This is a genomic window from Pseudoalteromonas phenolica (genome assembly GCF_044788725.1).
GTDB lineage: Bacteria > Pseudomonadota > Gammaproteobacteria > Enterobacterales > Alteromonadaceae > Pseudoalteromonas > Pseudoalteromonas phenolica_C.
Window position 1 is genome coordinate 2,576,147 of sequence record NZ_CP173161.1, and the last position, 18,931, is coordinate 2,595,077.

General features: G+C 41.0%; 15 protein-coding genes and 1 pseudogene. 7 read left to right on the top strand and 9 right to left on the bottom strand.

The annotated features are described in order from the left end of the window. Positions 1 to 89: 89 nt before the first annotated feature. Genes ACH784_RS11775 through ACH784_RS11785 form a run of 3 tightly spaced genes read left to right on the top strand, consistent with a single transcriptional unit; the run spans position 90 to position 4,017 of the window. Positions 90 to 3,245 carry an HD domain-containing phosphohydrolase gene (locus tag ACH784_RS11775; protein WP_404390419.1) on the top strand — a complete coding sequence of 1,052 codons (3,156 nt, stop codon included), beginning with the start codon at positions 90 to 92 and terminating at the stop codon, positions 3,243 to 3,245. Between the two features lie 38 nt (positions 3,246 to 3,283). After that, a complete protein-coding gene (locus tag ACH784_RS11780) occupies positions 3,284 to 3,703 on the top strand; it encodes a hypothetical protein (RefSeq protein WP_404390421.1) in 420 nt (139 codons plus the stop codon). After that, positions 3,700 to 4,017, top strand: coding sequence for a DCC1-like thiol-disulfide oxidoreductase family protein (locus ACH784_RS11785; RefSeq protein ID WP_404390423.1), 318 nt, complete (start codon positions 3,700 to 3,702; stop codon positions 4,015 to 4,017). The genes ACH784_RS11780 and ACH784_RS11785 overlap by 4 nt, the downstream gene beginning before the upstream one ends. 173 nt (positions 4,018 to 4,190) lie before the next feature. Here the strand turns inward: ACH784_RS11785 and ACH784_RS11790 are convergent, their stop codons facing one another. The 5 genes and pseudogenes from ACH784_RS11790 to ACH784_RS11810 form a co-directional block, all read right to left on the bottom strand. Then, on the bottom strand, positions 4,191 to 4,730 hold the full coding sequence (locus ACH784_RS11790; protein WP_404390425.1) for a hydrolase: 540 nt from the start codon (positions 4,728 to 4,730) through the stop codon (positions 4,191 to 4,193). Between the two features lie 22 nt (positions 4,731 to 4,752). Next, positions 4,753 to 5,052, bottom strand: coding sequence for a hypothetical protein (locus ACH784_RS11795; protein ID WP_404390427.1), 300 nt, complete (start codon positions 5,050 to 5,052; stop codon positions 4,753 to 4,755). A gap of 229 nt (positions 5,053 to 5,281) precedes the next feature. Beyond that, positions 5,282 to 6,319: pseudogene (locus tag ACH784_RS11800) on the bottom strand (NAD(P)H-dependent flavin oxidoreductase). Positions 6,320 to 6,402: 83 nt separating this feature from the next. Continuing rightward, positions 6,403 to 8,562 (bottom strand): S46 family peptidase, encoded by a 2,160-nt coding sequence (locus ACH784_RS11805; RefSeq protein ID WP_404390429.1) that lies wholly within the window; start codon positions 8,560 to 8,562, stop codon positions 6,403 to 6,405. A 204-nt stretch (positions 8,563 to 8,766) separates the two neighbouring features. Further along, positions 8,767 to 10,098, bottom strand: coding sequence for a dihydroorotase (locus ACH784_RS11810; protein ID WP_404390431.1), 1,332 nt, complete (start codon positions 10,096 to 10,098; stop codon positions 8,767 to 8,769). Positions 10,099 to 10,266: 168 nt separating this feature from the next. On the opposite strand from ACH784_RS11810, the gene ACH784_RS11815 reads away from it, so the two are divergent. The 3 genes from ACH784_RS11815 (at position 10,267) to ACH784_RS11825 (ending at position 14,484) form a co-directional block, all read left to right on the top strand. Beyond that, entirely contained in the window at positions 10,267 to 11,193 is a 927-nt protein-coding gene (locus ACH784_RS11815) for an endonuclease/exonuclease/phosphatase family protein (RefSeq protein WP_404390433.1), read from the top strand. Positions 11,194 to 11,230: 37 nt separating this feature from the next. Continuing rightward, positions 11,231 to 13,393 (top strand): M3 family metallopeptidase, encoded by a 2,163-nt coding sequence (locus tag ACH784_RS11820; protein WP_404390435.1) that lies wholly within the window; start codon positions 11,231 to 11,233, stop codon positions 13,391 to 13,393. Positions 13,394 to 13,575: 182 nt separating this feature from the next. Continuing rightward, positions 13,576 to 14,484 carry a bile acid:sodium symporter family protein gene (locus ACH784_RS11825; RefSeq protein ID WP_404390437.1) on the top strand — a complete coding sequence of 303 codons (909 nt, stop codon included), beginning with the start codon at positions 13,576 to 13,578 and terminating at the stop codon, positions 14,482 to 14,484. Between the two features lie 24 nt (positions 14,485 to 14,508). Here the strand turns inward: ACH784_RS11825 and ACH784_RS11830 are convergent, their stop codons facing one another. Both ACH784_RS11830 and ACH784_RS11835 read right to left on the bottom strand, forming a co-directional pair. Continuing rightward, on the bottom strand, positions 14,509 to 15,180 hold the full coding sequence (locus ACH784_RS11830; protein ID WP_404390439.1) for a hypothetical protein: 672 nt from the start codon (positions 15,178 to 15,180) through the stop codon (positions 14,509 to 14,511). A gap of 88 nt (positions 15,181 to 15,268) precedes the next feature. Further along, entirely contained in the window at positions 15,269 to 15,952 is a 684-nt protein-coding gene (locus ACH784_RS11835) for a hypothetical protein (protein WP_404390441.1), read from the bottom strand. Between the two features lie 227 nt (positions 15,953 to 16,179). On the opposite strand from ACH784_RS11835, the gene ACH784_RS11840 reads away from it, so the two are divergent. Further along, on the top strand, positions 16,180 to 17,433 hold the full coding sequence (locus ACH784_RS11840; RefSeq protein WP_404390443.1) for an aromatic amino acid transport family protein: 1,254 nt from the start codon (positions 16,180 to 16,182) through the stop codon (positions 17,431 to 17,433). A 69-nt stretch (positions 17,434 to 17,502) separates the two neighbouring features. Here the strand turns inward: ACH784_RS11840 and ACH784_RS11845 are convergent, their stop codons facing one another. Together ACH784_RS11845 and lspA are read right to left on the bottom strand one after the other, a co-directional pair. Continuing rightward, entirely contained in the window at positions 17,503 to 18,267 is a 765-nt protein-coding gene (locus tag ACH784_RS11845) for a peptidylprolyl isomerase (RefSeq protein WP_404390445.1), read from the bottom strand. Positions 18,268 to 18,403: 136 nt separating this feature from the next. Further along, a complete protein-coding gene (lspA, locus tag ACH784_RS11850) occupies positions 18,404 to 18,910 on the bottom strand; it encodes a signal peptidase II (protein WP_404390447.1) in 507 nt (168 codons plus the stop codon). Positions 18,911 to 18,931: the final 21 nt, after the last annotated feature.

The window sequence follows — 18,931 nt, forward strand, 5'->3', positions numbered from 1 at the left end:
TTGAATTTAATTCATTGGTATTTTTGCCAATCATTTTCTACGCTTAGCTTTGTATCTAACCATCCAGATGGACTTTGCAAGGAAGTGCAATGGCAGCTAAACGACGCCTCAGGTTTTCTATCCAACTTACTCTGTTTTCGATTTTTTTAATCGCAACCTGCCTCACTGCTGGTATTGCCATTTTATTGCAGTACCACTTTTCAACAGAGCAAGCCAGTAAGAGTGCACTCAACCAGTTCCAAATGTCGGCTAAATATACTCGTGACCACCTCGAAAGCATTGATTTGCAAGCCACTGAATTAACAGGATTACTGGCGTCTAGCCTTAAACTTTCAAGTGGAAATGACTTCTCTGACCTGCTGGTTTTTGCCAAAGCGATGCAACATAACCCTATTTATTACTCCATATTTGTAGGCCGTGAAAACGGCGAGTTTACTCAATTAATCAATCTTGAAGCCAACACCTCAGTAAGAAGTCGCTTTAATGCTGCGCATACTGACAGGTGGTTACAAATAGATATTTTTAATGACAAAAATCAAACCATGCGCAGCGTAAAATACATAAATGAACATTACCAAGTTCGCTATGTATCTGAATCGGAACATGAATTTGACCCAAGGGTTAGACCATGGTTTATTGGTGCTTCTGATTCAGCAGTCTATAAATCAGTGCCTTATCAATTTCAGTCATTGCAAGCGCCGGGCTTAACCTATTCACAAAAGCTCTCTGCTTCAAATGCCGTTATTGGCGTCGATATTGCCCTCACCAGTTTGTCTCAATATCTAAGCGATCACCAACTCGGTGATAATAGCGATATTTATTTATATCAAGAATCTGGGGAAGTCATAGCCTCAAACAAAATCAACCTAAGCAAAAGCGTCGGCTCTATTAAACGCATCACAGCCATTTCTTTAACACAGGAAGAGACTGAGCTTATTGCTGAAACCCCACCTTTGTTGGTTTCAAACTCTGCAGATTGGAGCCCAATTGACTTTGCTATTTCTGGTAAACCCAAAGGTTATGCCGTCGATAAGCTGTCGATACTTTCGCAAATGACCGGGCTTAAATTTGAGTATATCAATGGCTTTACTTGGCCAGAGTTAGTAGAGCGGTATAAAACCAAACAACTCGACATGCTGCAAGCCGTCTATAAAACGCCAGAGAATGAACAGATGGGCAGTTTATCTGACGCACTATTAGAGCTTCCATTTGCATTAGTTACACAGCAGCATGTTGAAGATATAACCCATATAAATTCACTTAACCATAAACGCTTGGCAATCACTAAAGGCTGGTCTATTACTGAGCAGTTAAAAACTAAATTTCCTGATGTACAAATTATTGAAGTAGATACCATCAGAGACGTTTTCGATTATGTGAAGTCAGGGCACGCTTTTGCAGGCATAGATACACACCTAACCTTACTAAACACACAATCTCAGTTCTTTATTGAACAAGTCAAAGTGCACCCGAGTTTATCGTTCGCGCCACAACATTTCCCGCAAACCTTACACTTACTGTTGCAACCAGAACATCAAGCTCTGTTGCCTATCATCAACAAAGCGTTAGCGCAATTTAGCGCACGGCATGAGCAAGTGCTTAGTGAGCAATGGCTTGCCAATCATAAAGACGATTTAGCAACAGATACATTTGTTGTGCCGAATAAAACCTTGTTGCAAGCTGTGTCTGATCAAGCCTTACAAAACCAACTTATTCAAAGCGATACGTCTCAGTTAGTATTTATCAGCCCGGTTAAAATTAATGACCGTCAGCAGAGTTACTTCGCTATTATCACTTCCCGAGATGTCATCTTTGCAGACAGTCTAAATGAGGTTAAGTTATCTATTTTCTTGACCTCCGCTTGTCTGATTTGCCTTCTTCCATTGTCGTATTTGTTCTCTGCCCCCATTGTTAACCCGATAAATAAACTGATGGAACAAAACACTAAAATTAAGCGCAGGCAATATGATGAAGTTACGATTGAACGAAGTAATATTAAAGAACTCGATCAGCTTGGTGCGTCTTTGGCAGAAATGTCAGCATCTATCAAACAGCATGAAAAGCAACAAGCGACTTTACTGGAATCATTTGTCGAACTGATTGCTCAAGCCATCGATGATAAATCTCCCTATACAGCAGGGCACTGTAAACGAGTGCCAGATATAGGCATTAGGTTAGCTGAAGCGGCTTCTAATACTCCACATGGTATTTTTAAAGACTTCACTCTAAATACAACTGAGCAAAAGCGTGAATTCAAAATGGCTGCGTGGTTACATGACTGCGGAAAAATCACCACTCCAGAGCATATTGTCGATAAAGCCACAAAACTAGAAACCATTTATAACCGCATTCATGAAGTACGCATGCGCTTCGAAGTGCTGTATCGCGATGCAATCATTGAATATCACCAAAACGTGCAGCTTCACCCTGACTCTCAAGCATTTTATAAAAGCGAGTTAGAGCGAAAATATAAACACCTGCAAGATGACTTTGCCTTTATTGCTGAATGTAACCAAGGCGGTGAGTTTTTAGGTGATGCGGCAATTACCCGACTTGAGAATTTGGCAGTGATCACTTGGGAGCGCCACTTTGATGATTCTTTAGGGTTATCACAATTAGAATTAGCGCATAAACAAGCTGAAAAACTACCTCTCCCCTGTGTTGAGATGCTTCTAAATGACAAAAAAGAACACCTTCAAACTCGGAGCGCCTCACCAGACTACGATGAGAAATACGGCATTAAAATGAATATTCCTGAATTACTGAGCAATAAAGGTGAGCTTTATAACTTACGTGTGTCACGCGGCACACTTACCCAAGAAGACAGATTCAGGATCAATGAGCACATGATCAGCACAATAAAAATGCTCGACAGCCTACCCTTCCCTGAAGATTTAGCCAACGTACCGCGTTGGGCATCAACCCACCACGAAACCTTGATAGGCACAGGGTACCCAAGAAAGTTAGTCAAAGCAGACCTATCGATTGCCGAGCGTATCTTAGTGGTGGCCGATATTTTTGAAGCATTAACCGCTGCTGACAGACCCTATAAAGAAGCTAAATCCTTATCTGAATCACTGAAAATAATGCAATTTATGGTCAAAGACCAGCACATAGACGCAGATATATTTGCTTTGTTTTTAACTTCAGGTGTGTACTTAGACTATGCCAAGCAACATCTCGACCCATCACAAATTGACGAGGTTGATATTGAAGCATTGCTAGAAAATGTAAAAGTGGCTTAAAGTAGCTTTTTAAAAAATAACTACAAGCCATTTTCATTATGAATATTTTTCTGATCTTCGCAGGTTTTTTAAGTGCCCTAGCCGCACTCATGCATATAGGGTGTATTTATTTTGGCGCGCCTTGGTATCGCTTTTTTGGTGCTGGTGAACAAATGGCGCAACTTGCTGAGCAAGGCAGTAGTAAACCCGCTCTTATTACCAGTGGTATCGTGCTCATGCTTTGTATTTGGTCTGCTTATGCGTTTTCTGCTGCTGGTTTTATTACAAAATTGCCGCTATTAAAAACCGCTTTAACTTTAATTACCTTAATTTACACTGCTCGCGGTGTGGCTGGTTTTTTCTTTATTAACAACCCTATGGGTCGTTCAAGTGAGTTTTGGTTTTGGAGCTCGGTCATCTGCTTATCGTTTGGTTTCGTGCATTTTATCGGCTTAAAACAACAATGGGCTAATTTATGAAAAAAGAAGAAATCTTACTGGTTTACGACAAAGACTGCCCTGCCTGTGATAACTACTGCCAAGTTGTTCGTATTCGAGAAAGTATTGGTGCACTTAAAATTATCAATGCCAGAGAAAGCAGTGAAGTATTAGAAGAAATCACTCAGCTTGGACTCGATATCGATCAAGGTATGGTATTAAAGATGGGCGGGGTGATTTATTACGGTGCGGATGCCATTCACACTCTCGCGCTAATAAGTTCTCGTTCTGGTGTTTTTAATAGAATGAATTACTGGCTGTTTAAATCTATCTCCAGCGGCTACTTTCAACGTTAACTGCGTTGAATTAACTTGCAATAGGCCAGCTATTGACGCGTAAATTCGCCTGGTTATCGCTAAAAGTCTCCGGCTGCAGACTTCAAAAAGAGCTTATCATTTCAATATCAATACGTTAGTAAATCTCTTACCCAAAGTTCAGGTTAAATAGCACCGGAAATGATCGTTTTTGATCATTTCACCAGCGGTAACACTTGCTTAAACACTGGATCGTTCGCGTCTTTTATCAGCTCATACAAACACATTTCAAAACAAGTTAAGCCAACACCTGCTTGACTCATCTTTTGTAAAGCCAGTTGTTTATGTTCAACATTGCGCGATGACACACAATCTTGCACTAATTCAACAGCAAACTCTCTTTCTTTTAAGCTCATCGCCGTTTGGTATACGCAAATATGGGCTTCTATGCCACACACTAGCCAGTTATCAACGCTGGCTGCATCTATCGCTTGTAAAAACTCTTCGCTGCCACAGCCATCAAACGTGCTTTTCACTATGGCGGGAATATCTTCGAGTAAAACCTGTAACTCGGGTACGGTATGGCCTAGCTTTTCTGGCAACTGCTCTAAAAAAACAATGGGCATATCGAGTAATTTCGCCGCTTGCACCAGCTTCACCGTTTGCGCGATCATTGCTTCACTGTCGTGCACAAGTGTGGCCAACTTACCTTGAATATCAACAATCACTAGACCTGTGTTATATCTATTTAGCATTTAATACTCCTTAAGATCCTGCTTAACAGCCGCCGTCAGCGCCACCACTGCTGCCTGCATCACAGCCACTAGAAGACTGAGACGAACCACTTGATAAACCGCTAGTAGAAATACTTGAGCCAGCAATGATTGAGGCATTCGCAGAGTTTGAATTTTTTCCGCTACCTGGGTGACTGGATTGCGACTTTCTCATTGTCACAATCAACAATAAAACACTCAACGCCATGGCAGCAATGGCGTATTTCCAGCTACCAAAAATCACACCAACTACCACTGCAGCAATAATCGCTGCGATAGATAATAATCTTAAAAACAGTCTCATAAACATCTCCTTGATGACGATAATTTTAGGCAAAATTACCTTTTAGACATGCTTCAAGTTGCGCTACTTTTTAAGCAATGTAAAGTTTTCAAGTTGCTTTACAATGAGAAAAGAGGCCTCTCCATTTAAATCTCAGATGCTTTCCACCTGTAAAGAAGTTAATAAATATCCTTTTATATCAACACATTAAAAGCCAACTTCGATATCAAAAACCAGTGTAAACTGTATTTTACAAATGGCCTGCAAGCTTTAAGGTCATCTCTGCGGCAGAAATGGCTGCACAGCCAGAGGTATTTTGACCACACCATAAAGGCGAAAAGTCGTGGTTATTTTGCGCCTCGGCTTTGCTACGAAGTTGACCTAATTCAATGGCTGCATAAGGAAACTCAGGTGCCTGATCTGACATATAACCAAGCTCAGACATAACTCGATTTACAATGCCTCTGGCTGGCTTTCCGGTGAAGATATTAGTTAATGCCGTGTGCTCGGCTTGCTCACTTAAAATGGCACTTTTGTGTAAGTTTGAGGTTTTAGCTTCATTACAAAGTAAGTAGCTGGTGCCAACTTGCACCGCACTCGCTCCGAGTGACAATGCGGCTTTAACTCCCTTATTATCAGCAATGCCTCCTGCTGCAATCACAGGAATATCCACCTCATTCACAACCTTAGGCAGCAAACTAAACAAGCTCTGTTGCGTGGTGATGTCTTGACTTAAAAACATGCCTCTGTGACCACCCGCTTCAAGACCCTGAACGATGACGGCATCAACCCCCTGCGCTTCAAGCCACTTCGCTTCAGCAAGTGTAGTTGCAGAAGAGATTACTACCGAGCCCCAACCTTTTACCCGTGCCAATAATTTGGGGTCGGGTAAGCCAAAATGAAAGCTGATCACTTTGGGCGAAAAGCCTTCTATTACATCGGCTATATCGTGACTAAAAGGTACTCGGTTACTTTACGCATGTTCATCACACGCGATCCCGAGTTCGTTAAAATACGGGGCTAATGTTTGCTGCCATAGGCGTTGCCTGCTTTGGTCTTTTTCAACCTGCGCGTGGCAAAAAAAATTGAGATTAATCGGTTTGCTCGTAGACGCTTTTATCTTGTTAAGCTCAGCTTCTATTTGAGAATTCGAAAGCATGCCACATGGAAAAGAGCCCAAGCCACCACACTCTGATACGGCGATTGCGAGTTCACAGTCTTGTACTCCAGCCATTGGCGCTTGAATGATGGGCAATTCAACCCCGAGTCGCTCTGTCACTGAAATCATTTTCTTACTCCCTGATTTTTAGGTAAAAAAAAGGCGTCAACTTCACGTTAACGCCTTTTTAGAATATCGATAAAAGTCGCTAATTACTTAACAATTTTCATCTCTTTCAATAAGTTCTGTGCATTATCGACTTTGTCCATTACCCACAGCATATAACGAGAATCTACGTGAATAGAACGATTTAGATTAGCATCATAATCCCAGTCACCAATGATACTTTCGTACACACCGTCAAATAGCAAACCAACTAATTCAGCTTTACCATTCAGTGTTGGTGAACCTGAGTTACCACCTGTTGTATCAACATTCGATAAGAAGTTAACCGGTACTGTGTTCATGCCACCAGTATAGTCACCGTAAAGTTTTTGCTTAATTAATTCGTTTTGTTTCTCTGGTGAATTGAATGGTTCAACACCGGTGTTTTTAGCCAATAAACCCTCAAGAGAAGTAAACGGTGTCGCCACTAAACCATCTTGAGGTGAGTAACCGCCAACGGTACCGTAAGTAACACGTAACGTGCTGTTTGCATCGGCATAAACCGGCTTATTTAATGACTTGTTGTAAGCAATGATGGCTTCCATTAGCGCTGGACGAGCCGCTTGTTGTTTACCTGCAATCTCTTTGTCTTGATCTTCAATTTGCTTCATTACAGTGAAAATGGCTTTAGCATATTGAATAAACGGATCTGCACTTGCGTTAATTTGCGAGAACTCTAGATCTGCCATCCATAAACGGGCTTTTTCATCAGCCAGTTTAGAGTTTGCATACATATCATCTAACAATGCTTTTTGTTTCGCTTTATTAAAGCCATTAGTTAGATTAAATACCTTATCAACTTCAACTAAACGCTCAGACTGTGGCAGTGCTGCATAAAGCTCTAAGAAATGAAGTAAAATCGCCTTGTCTACCGTTTCGTCATAACGGCGGCTCATGCGGTTTAAGCGAGCTTTAATTTTTGGTAAGTCACGTTCTTGGTAACCACGCTCACGCTCTGCATCTGGTTTTTGCTTTTCAACAGCTAGACGGTAAAGCATACGCGCCGTTGAAATCATTTGTGAACGATGGACATAACCTAACATGCGATCACGTCGATTATGCGCTTGTGATTCTGCAACTAATTTACTTAGATCTGATAACACCGAACCATACTTAGCTTTACGCTTGCTGTCTGCGTTGATCCAAGCCGCTAAATCTTTCTCGAACTGTTGCTTACGTGTATACATAGAACCTTTTTGGAAACTCTCAATCATTGAGCCGTAGTTCTTGATGTAGTTGTTGTAACCCGCAATGGTACTTTCATAGGCAATGCGTGCCTGAGAGCCTTCAGGTGCATTTTCTTCAATCAACTCAACATACTTAGAGTTATGCTTTCGTGCTAACGGGTAAGCTGTATTGAACACGTAATCAACTTCAGTCGCAATACGATAACGGTTAGTACGGCCCGGATAACCGGTTACCATTACAAAGTCACCTTCTTGTACGCCCTTGGCACTCACGCTTAAGAATGAGTCAGATGCAAATGGTACATTGTCTTTTGAATACTCAGCAGGTTTACCGTCTTTACCGACATAAGCACGATAGAAAGCAAAGTCACCTGTGTGACGTGGCCACATCCAGTTATCGATATCGCCACCGTATTTACCCACACCCATTGCTGGCGTGTAAGCTAAACGTACATCTTTGATTTCAAGTGATTTGATTAGGTAGTACTCAAGACCACCGTGGAAGGTATAGACATTACAGCGATAGCTGCCGTCAGCTTCACACTCAGCAACTAGCGCTTTGCGATTTTTATCAATTGCTTCGTAACGTGCTTTACCCGATAAACCGTCTGTACCTTGGTTTACTTGAGCTGTCACATCTGTCACTTCTTCAGTCACATAAACGCGTGAGCCCGGTGCTGCAGGTAAATCTTCTGATGGATTTTTTGCCAAAAAGCCATTTTCTAGAATATTGTTATCAGTTGTTGAGTTGTACTGAATGGAACCATAAGCACAGTGGTGGTTTGTAACCACTAGGCCTTTTGGTGACACAAACGATGCTGTACAACCACCCAAGCTGATCACCGCATTCATTGGAAATTCAGTTAGTTTAGAAATTGATTTAACATCAATTTCTAACCCTTTTTGTTTTAATACAGACTCTAATTCAGGTAGTTGGTGTGGTTGCCACATACCTTCATCGGCGATGGCAAAGTTGCTCGCAGCAAGCACTACAGCCGCTGTTAACGCTTTAATACGCATAATTTTCCCTTCTGTTTTGTGTTTTATTTATTATTGAGTGTTTTCACTTTCGGGAAGCACCTTACTCCCCCATCTTCAAATAGCAATTTTTTGCGGTGCGCTCGAGTAATTAAATTGTTTCAATTCGTTACAAGCAAAGGTGGCTTAAGTGATTACACTTTTGATATTGAATAATAAGTAGCACCGCGATAGCTAGCACTAAAATTAGCGGTTAAAAACAAGTGCCTTAGCCGCTTTCACTTTTGTATTTACATACTCGCCATCATAGACCTTTTGTCCATTTACAAAGGTTGCAGCGATTTTATGTGAGAAGGTTGTGCCATTAAAAGGCGTCCATTTACACATGTAATGAACAGAGTCATGAGTCACATAAGTAGGCGCATTCGGGTCAACCAAAACGAGATCTGCAAAATAGCCTTCTTGAATAAAACCACGCTTTTCAATCGCAAAACGTTTAGCCACATTATGTGATGTTTTTTCTACAACCTGAGTCAATAACATGGTGCCGCGTTTAACCTGATCTAATAAGCTTAAAAGTGCGTGCTCTACAAGGGGCAAACCCGCAGGTGCTTGTTCATAAGGGACTGACTTTTCTTGCCAGGTATGCGGCGCGTGATCGGTCGCAATAATGTCTATCCTATCTTCTTGTAATGCTACAAGCAGCGCTTGTCTATCTTGCTCTGATTTAACCGCAGGATTGCACTTTATTTGATTACCAAGCGCGGCATAATCGTCTTGGTTAAACCAAAGATGATGCACACAAGCTTCTGCGGTAATTTTCTTACCTTCGATTGGACCTGACTCAAATAAAGCCATTTCTTTGGCCGTGGTTAAATGTAAAACATGTAGATCAGAATTGTATTTTTTCGCCAGAGAAACAGCATAAGAGGAAGATTGATAACAGGCTTCTGCATCTCGTATTACTGGGTGATGCTCAATGTTTAACACACCACATTCAGCCAATACTCGAGCATGATTTTGTTTAATCACCTCCCCTTGCTCGCAGTGCGTCGCGATTAAAATTGGGCACTCTTTAAAAATTCTCTCGAGCGCCTCAGGATGATCAACAAGCAAGTCGCCCGTCGACGCGCCCATGAACACTTTTACACCACATACTCGATTAACATCGACCGCTTTGATTTCACCAATGTTGTCAGGTGTAGCACCTAAATAAAACGAATAATTCGCGACAGAGTCCCTATCTGCTATGGCCATTTTATCTTCCAAAGCTTGTCGTGTTGTCGTTGACGGTGACACATTGGGCATTTCCATAAAACTGGTGATGCCACCAGCCACGGCTGCTGCCGACTCAGTTGCAATTCGGCCTTTATGGGTTAAGCCAGGCTCTCGAAAATGTACTTGGTCATCGATCATACCGGGTAATAACCACATCCCTTCAGCATCAATGATTGAATCAGTATCTGTGACTGTAATATTTTCAGCAATTTTTGCGATTAGCTCACCTTCGACTTTTACATCACAAACTCGCACCTCACCATTATTCACTAAAGTTGCTTGCTTAATAATTAATGCCATACAGCCTATACCTTTCAACAGAATTTTATACACCAACAGAAGGCTCACGGTAAAAAACTTGGTCTAACCACTTATCGTGAGCCTCTGCCATTCAACGCAATAATGATTGCATCAATATTTGTTACTTTATAACATATCATGAGATTTGAATTTTTCTGAAGCATGTTGATGAACAAATTTTTTAAACATTCACTTTTTACTTGCTGCGCGACCATCGCACTCAGTGCATGTGACACGGTTACTCATCCTGATAACTCACTGGCTGTTGCGACTTGGAACACAGAGCATTTGGCTGAGAATAATGGCCAAGGGTGCAAAGCCCGCACCGAAGCTGATTATGAAAAATTGAAAGCGTATGCAAGTAGCCTAAACGCGGACATTGTTGCATTACAAGAAGTTGAATCAGCCAAAGCGGTAGCCCGTGTCTTTCCTGAAGAAAAGTGGCAAATAATCATCTCAGACCGTCCTGATTCTCAAACTTATACCTGCAGAGAAAGCGGCCTGACATCAACACAACAAAAAGTCGCTTTTGTTGTGAAAAATTCAGTAAAAATAGACAATGTTGAACAACTAAAAGCCATTGCTGCACCAAGAGCCGGCTTGAGGCAAGGTATAAAGTTAACTATTCAGCATGAAGATGAAAAGCTTCACATCGTCAACCTTCACCTAAAAAGTGGCTGCTTTGTAGATGACTACTTAGATTCAGATAAAGAGTCTTGCGCCGTGCTGAGTCAACAAATAAAAATTCTAGATAACTATTTAGAATCTCAGCAATTAAATCAAGAAAATTGGATTGTGTTAGGTGACTTCAATCATAGACTGGCGAACCCTAATAATCGTTTCAGAAAAGATTTATTTCACTCACCGGGTTTATTTGCTGACACCAGCCGACCCAATAAACAATTACAAAACCTCACTGATGGTAAAACGGGTTGCCACCCAAAATACCCAGCGCCAATAGACCATATTTTTGTCTCAAGTGCTTTAAGCACTAAATACAACAGTGAATCTTTAAAATTTCATTATTTCGACAATATGAATATTGACGACATGTTAAGCGACCACTGCGCCTCAAGTGCACACTTTACCTTTTAACCATTTTTAGTTTTTAAACACAAAATAGAGAAAAACAATGAAGACACTGATCGCGACCGCTATTAGTTCAGCACTTTTATTAAGTGCTTGCTCAGAGCCAAGCAACACAACAACAAATAAAACTGCGCAAAATGAGCAAGTTTCTGCTTCAATTGAAAGTACAAACCCGCTATTTGTAAGAAGCACATTGCAATATCAAACACCTAATTTTAATGCCATCAAAGATGAGCATTTCATTCCCGCATTTGAAAAAGGTATGCAGGAGCAATTGGCAGAGATTGAAGCAATCGCTAACAACAGCGCTGCGCCGACATTCGAAAACACCATTGTGGCAATGGAAAAAAGCGGAGAGCTTTTAACGCGCACTAGCCGCATTTTCTTCAATTTAAATGGTACAGACTCTAACGAGGCGCGTCGTGCAATTCAGTCTGAAATGGCGCCAAAGCTTGCCGCGCACGGTGACAACATCAATCTCAACGCGACTTTGTTTTCACGCATTGAAACAATCTACAACCAGCGCGCAACTCTAAACTTAACGGGTGAAGAAACGCGCCTTGTAGAAGTTATTTACAAAGGTTTTGTGCTTGCGGGTGCAAAATTAAACGAAGAGCAAAAAACGCGTATTCGTGAAATCAACAAAGAGCTATCAACACTCGGTACACAATTTGGTCAAAACCTCATGGCACTGACTAAAAGCAATGTGATAATTGTTGAAGACAAGGCACAACTTGCTGGTTTATCTGATGCGCATATCACCTCTTTAGCTAATGCAGCTAAAGAAGCAGGCCACGACGGTAAATATTTAATTAAGATCACCAACACGACTCGCCAACCAATTTTAGCATCACTTGAAAACCGTGAGCTACGTGAAAAAGTGTGGCGTGCCTCTGCTGAGCGTGCACTAACTGGCGAAAACAGCAACGCTGATATCGTGCCCACCATCACCAAACTACGTGCTGAGCGTGCTGCATTACTCGGCTACGACAGCTACGCACACTTTGGTCTTGAGTCACAAATGGCAAAAGAACCACAAGCGGTGCTAGATATGCTTTCAAGCATGGTGCCTTCACTGTTACAAAACGTAGACGCTGAAGCGGCCGCTATTCAAGCAAAAATTGATGCCTCTGGTGCAAACTTTAAACTTGCACCTTGGGACTGGTTCTTCTACGCAGAACAAGTGCGTAAAGACAAATACAATCTAGACGAGAACGCGGTAAAAGAGTATTTCGAATTTAATCGTGTTTTAAAAGACGGTGTGTTCTTCACGATGAACCGTTTATACGGTGTAACGTTTAAGCCGCGTCCAGATCTACCGGTTTACCATGAAAACGTTGAAGCCTATGAGCTATTTGATGAAGACGGCACAAGCTTAGCGATTTTCTATGCTGACTACTTTGCCCGTGAAGGCAAACGAGGTGGCGCTTGGAAAAGTGCGTTCGTTAAACAGTCGGGTTTAGACAATCAACGCCCTGTGATTGTAAATGTAATGAACATTCAAAAAGCGCCTGAAGGCGAACCAACCCTTATCAGCTACTCAGAAGCAACGACGATTTTCCACGAATTAGGTCATGGTTTACACGGTATGTTGTCACAAGTTAAATACCCGACACTATCGGGTACTTCAACATCACGTGACTTCGTAGAGTTCCCTTCTACTTTTGAAGAAGATTGGGCGATGCACCCAGAAGTAATTGCAAACTATGCAAAACACTACAAAACGGGCGAACCAATTCCAAAAGATTTATTAGGTAAGGTTATTGAGTCTCGTAGCTTCAACCAAGGTTTCGACACCTTTGAATATGTTGCAGCTGCTCTACTTGATATGGAATGGCACTCACTACCCGCTTCTGCGCCAAAACAAGATATTGTTAAGTTTGAGCAAGCAGCTCTTGAAAAACATAACGTAAATATTGATTACATCCCGCCTCGTTATAAATCAGCCTACTTTAACCACTCAATGGGTGGTTATGCAGCAGGTTACTATGCGTATATGTGGAGTGAAATCTTAGCGGCAGATGCGTATGCGTATGTGCAAACACAAGGTGGTTTAAACCGTAAGATTGGCCAGAAGTATCGTGAGAATATCCTTGAAGTAGGTAACACGCGTGACCTTATGGAATCTTACAAAGCTTTCCGTGGACAAGAGCCAACGACTGAAGCATTGCTGAAGCGTCGTGGTTTGTCGGTGACGGTTAACTAATTCAACATCATAACCAAGTAAAGCAACTAGGCATTGTGATAAGGTCACTTTCATCCTAGTTGCTTTTTTTTGTATTATTTTCTTTATATTCAGACACATTAAGCACATTTGCTGATGTGTACTTTTGCTATATCAATCAACAATATTAATAGGTAGTATGAAATAAAAAACATTCAACTAAAATGAATCTACCACTGCAACTTTTTCCTCTATGGGCTGTTATTTGCTCTGCTATCGCTTACTTTAACCCAAGCCTGTTTACAGGTTTTAAATCCAGTATTGTGCCGCTGTTGATGTTTATTATGCTGGCAATGGGGTTAACCCTCAAACCAGCGGACTTTAAACGCGTCATTGAGAATAAAACAGCCGTGGGGCTTGGGCTAGTTTTGCAATTTACTCTCATGCCCGTCACAGCTTTTTTGCTCAGCCAGCTATTTTCATTAGACACTCAAATGCTCATTGGCATGGTACTAGTCGGTGCTGTTGCTGGTGGTACAGCAAGTAATGTGTTGTGTTATTTGGCAAAAGGCGATGTTGCTTTGTCTGTGACTATGACAGCAGTCAGTACCTTAGTTGGGGTGATCATGACACCGCTTTTAACAAACCTTTTGATTGGTCAAAATGTTGATATTCCTGTGCTTTCAATGCTGAGTAGTTTAGCAAAAATTGTCTTATTGCCACTTTTAGCTGGCATTACGCTTAACTACACCTTTTCAAATATTATTGCGAAGGTACACAGCAAGCTGCCAATAATTGCCATGTTGGCAATCATTTTTATCATCAGCATTATCGTCGCCTTGAACCAGCAAAAGATGCAAAGCTTGAGCCTATTAATTGTGGCTGCAGTTATGCTTCATAACCTCATCGGGCTAACATTAGGTTACTGGGCTCCGAAAAAATTAGGTTTTAATAAACAGGTTTGTCGCACAGTGGCATTTGAGGTGGGTATGCAAAATTCTGGCTTGGCGGTAGCGCTTGCGATTAAGTTTTTTACCCCTGCAACTGCCATTGCAGGCACACTATTTTCAATTTGGCACAATATCAGCGGGTCAATCTTAGCCGGGTATTGGCAAAGAAAACGCGCCGATTAAGGCGCGCTAATTAGACTTTAAATATTACTTTTCTTGAAAATCTTCAGCTTCATAATAAAGCGGTTTTAACGTACCGCAATTTACAAATTTATAAATAAGCTCGCTTTCTTTCGGCACACGCTTTGATGTTCTGAATTTTTGTAAACAAGCGCCTGTCATATCAATATGAATTAAGTGACTAAAGCTGGGAGCTTTTTGAATTTTATGAATATATAAACGCTCACTGCCTTTTATATCCACATAATCATATTCTTGCCACTGAGTCGAATCTTGTAACTCTTTAAACTCTCTCGCATAGAGCTTATCGGTAAACTCTATGGTGCGGTTCGCATAAAAAAGGCTGCCGCCTCTGTCAAAGTGGCCCATATATACATCGGCGGTTACTGTCACTTCTTCACCACGTAATAAACGCTGGATGTTAAATGCTTTTGGTTTAATTGTGACCAGCTCTGCGTCTTTTACTAAAGTTAAAAAAGCAACATCGGGATTTTTTATTTGATAAACAATTTGTAGATCATGAGGCGTACGATATCCTGACATATTGACCGCAAAAATATTTGAGCCTTTATTCACCAAGGCCATTGGGTGAACGCCATGATACATAGGATCAAGTGGTTCAGGCTCTGGCTTTTTTTCTTCTTCAGCAAATACCGCGCATGTAAAAAGTAACCCCAATAACAAAAAAACTAATCTCATATTACTTCTCTTTAACCTTATGATTAAAAAGCAGTATAGCAGTTGAGATTGGTAAATATGATGACTGAGCAACAATATTTTTCTAAAGCTAGCCTAAGCAAGCGTTTAGAAAGGCTTTGATAATTGGGTGTTGCTTATTCTGTAAAGCGCTTCGCTCTGGCTGAAAAGCTGTACCAATAAAGAATGGATGGGATCGCAGCTCTAACGATTTTGGATCGCCATGATAGTCAACACTGCTAAAAAGCAAATCACTTTCAGCAAACAAACTTAGGTATTTTGGGTTCACACCAAAGCCGCAGTTAAATGCTTCTGCAATTTCACTCTGCGCATATAACAGCCTTATTCTACTGCCCTCTTTTAAAACAATGCCCTTTTGCTCATTGTTTAAACGGCAGACCAATGCGCTGATCAGAGGCATAGGTGTTTCTAGGTCAACTTCAGCATTTCCCGCTTGTTCATACCCTAACGCATTTCGCGCAAACTCTAGCGCAGCATGTTGGTAACCCGCGCAAGTGCCTAAGAATGGTTTTTTATGCTCACGAGCAAAACGGATCACAGACAAAACGTTTTCCATATTTTCATACGGGCTTTTCGGTACACACCAAATACCATCGAACTGAGATAAGTCTTTTAGGTCGACTTCTGATGAATGGATCCAGTGATATTCAATTTGCTGAGAAGTATTTAACTTCAATGCTTTTGGAATGGCTTGGTGAGCAAGTACTTGTGAGTCGAAGTCTCCGACTAAAGCGATGTTCAATATTGCGTGCATTGTCTGTCCTTTGTGCAATAACAAACACGTAAACTAGCTAATTCAGGAACAAACTGCAAATTCGTCAAACTCCCTTTACACCATTCAGTGTCGATTAAGCCTTTATAAATGCATCTTGGCGCCAATTTTTATATCATGCGCGCGCAAAAATAATTCGTATGCCAATTCTGTTGATTAAGTTATTTTTTCAGAGTTGGTAACCAATAATAATTTCTAGGACAACAAGTATGAGTAACTCCCCAGAAGCCATGACGTTAGATATGTCTTCAGCCAGTAGGGGTGGCTGGACTCAGCACGACACACAATGGGTGCTAAGCCTATTCGGTACAGCGGTCGGTGCTGGTATTTTATTTTTACCAATCAATATCGGTATTGGTGGTTTTTGGCCATTGCTGATTATGGCATTGCTAGCCTTCCCGATGACGTTTTTAGCACACCGAGGTCTTGCCCGTTTTGTGCTGTCTTCAAAACAAGAGAATGCCGACTTCACCGATGTGGTTGAAGAGCACTTTGGAGCGGGTGCGGGTCGTTTAATCTCACTACTGTATTTCTTCTCTATCTACCCTATTCTGCTTATTTATGGCGTAGGTTTAACCAATACAGTAGACAGCTTTATGGTGAACCAATTAGGTATGGAGTCGATCCCTCGTGTGGCGCTATCTGGCGTTCTTGTTGCCTTTATGATTGGCTTAATGCTGGGTGGTGAAAAGCTGTTAATGCGTGCCTTCTCTGCGCTCGTTTATCCGTTAGTGGCAATTTTATTATTCTTATCACTTTACCTTATTCCAAACTGGCAAATGCCTGCGGTGTCAGCGCCTGACTTAGGCGAGCTAAGCAGTACATTATGGCTATCAGTACCTGTGATTGTGTTTTCATTCAGTCATGCTGCAGCTATTTCTAGCTTTGCCAATGTTCAGCGCCGTCATTACCGTGCAGAAGCCGTATCGAAGAGTGAAAGAATACTAAAATACACGTCATTAATGCTGATCTTATTCGTATTATTGTTTGTGTTTTCTTGCATTTTCTCTTTGACGCCTGAGCAAATGACGCAAGCGAAAGAAGCAAATGTATCTGTGCTGTCATTCTTAGCAAATATCTACGACAACCCATATATTGCTTTACTTGGCCCATTCGTGGCGTTTGTTGCGATTACATCGTCTTTCTTAGGTCACTTCTTAGGTGCACGCGAAAGCTTTAATGGTCTTGTAACTAAGCAAACTAAATTAGGTAATGCAACTGCGGATAAAATTGGTGTTGCGGTGATGTTTGTGACAATTTGGATTTGCGCGGTGATTAACCCAAGTATTCTGGGCATGATGGAAGCGATTTCTGGCCCTATCATTGCGATGATCTTATTCGTAATGCCAACCATCGCCATCTACAAAGTACCAAGCCTGAATAAATACAAAGGTCGTTTAAGCACCTACTTTGTTTTAGTAGTTGGTCTGCTTGCGGTATCTGCGTTGTTATTTAGCTGGTAATTAGCAATAAATCATTTTCTAAAAAAAGCCCAAACTTTTAAGTTTGGGCTTTTTATATGAATAGCTAAATTAACGTCGTCTTCTAAAGAATAAACCCGCGCCAAGCATCATTAATAAACTAAATAAACTGCCTGAGCTGCTATCACTACTGTTATTGTTATTACCATTTCCAGTATCTGGTGTTGTTGGTTTCAAAAGCGTATTTTTTACTGGTGATAAATCTGAAGCAGTATTGTTACTGTTATCAATAATAGTTACCGAGTTAATAGCGATAAAATTAGATTCATCTGGATTGATTTGTTGGTCATTACATTTTTGCTGAGAAAAATCGACTAATGGCACTGAACCACAGCGCTCTAAGTTAGCAATTTTGTCTACTATATCCATCCCATCACCAATAACCTGACCGAATACGGTAAAGCCACCATTTTGCACATCTAAATTAGCGCTGTTGTCTTTTAAATTGAAAAACCATTGGCTAGTTGCACTATCTGGATCACCATCAAATTTAGCCATTGCAATTGTGCCACGTACATTTGAATAAACAGGCTCGTTTTCAACACTTCCAAATGACTCAACGGCACTCAGTGGAATACTGCCCTCATAAAAAAAACCACCACCTTGTAGTACAAAGCCAGGTTCTAAACGGTGGAAAATTACGTCTTGGTAACGGTCAGCATTCACATATTTCATGAAGTTTTCGACTGTTTTTGGCGTAGTTTGATCAAACAAGTTTACTTGAAAACTACCTTGTGACGTTTGGAACTCAACAATGGTTGCCATCGCTGAGCTGCTACCTAATAAAAATGCAGCGGAAATTAAATGCTTAATCAATGTCTTTGCCTCAAAAAGAATGTTTGAGTTGAAGACTACTGTTTAATCGATTGAATGCAAAGAAAATACGCGCTTTGCGTAACAATTAATAACAATTACAAACACAAAGCACGAGTTAAAGAATTAGAAGGTGAGCTTAAGTCGCGCTTTTTAGCGCTCGCTCTTCTTGCCAGCCCCAAAAAAGCAGCATGGCAGCACCTGCTAAAATAAACATATCAGCGATATTGAATACGCCAGTTCTGAGACTACCAATACCTAAATTCAAAAAGTCTATTACGCCACCATCGTTTAACACTCTATCTAACCAGTTACTTGTCCCTCCAGAGACAATCAATGCCCAAGCCATCGCCATTTTATTTGTGAGCTTTTTATCTCTGAGTACATAAATACTGATACCTGTTAAAAAAGCGCCTACGACACCAATAAAAACCATAGTGCGCATAGATTCAGACATTGCCCCGCCTAAGCTTAAAAACGCACCGTGATTTTCGGTGTAGCCAATACGAAATAGGTCATTGAGATAACTGGTCATTTGCCATGGTGTTAAAACAGCCGCAGCCCAAATTTTAGAGAGTTGATCAAAAACAAGAGTAACCAATGTAAAAGCAACAAAGGTCATTTTAGGAGAAAGCTTTGTGAACATATTTACTGCCAAAAAAATTAA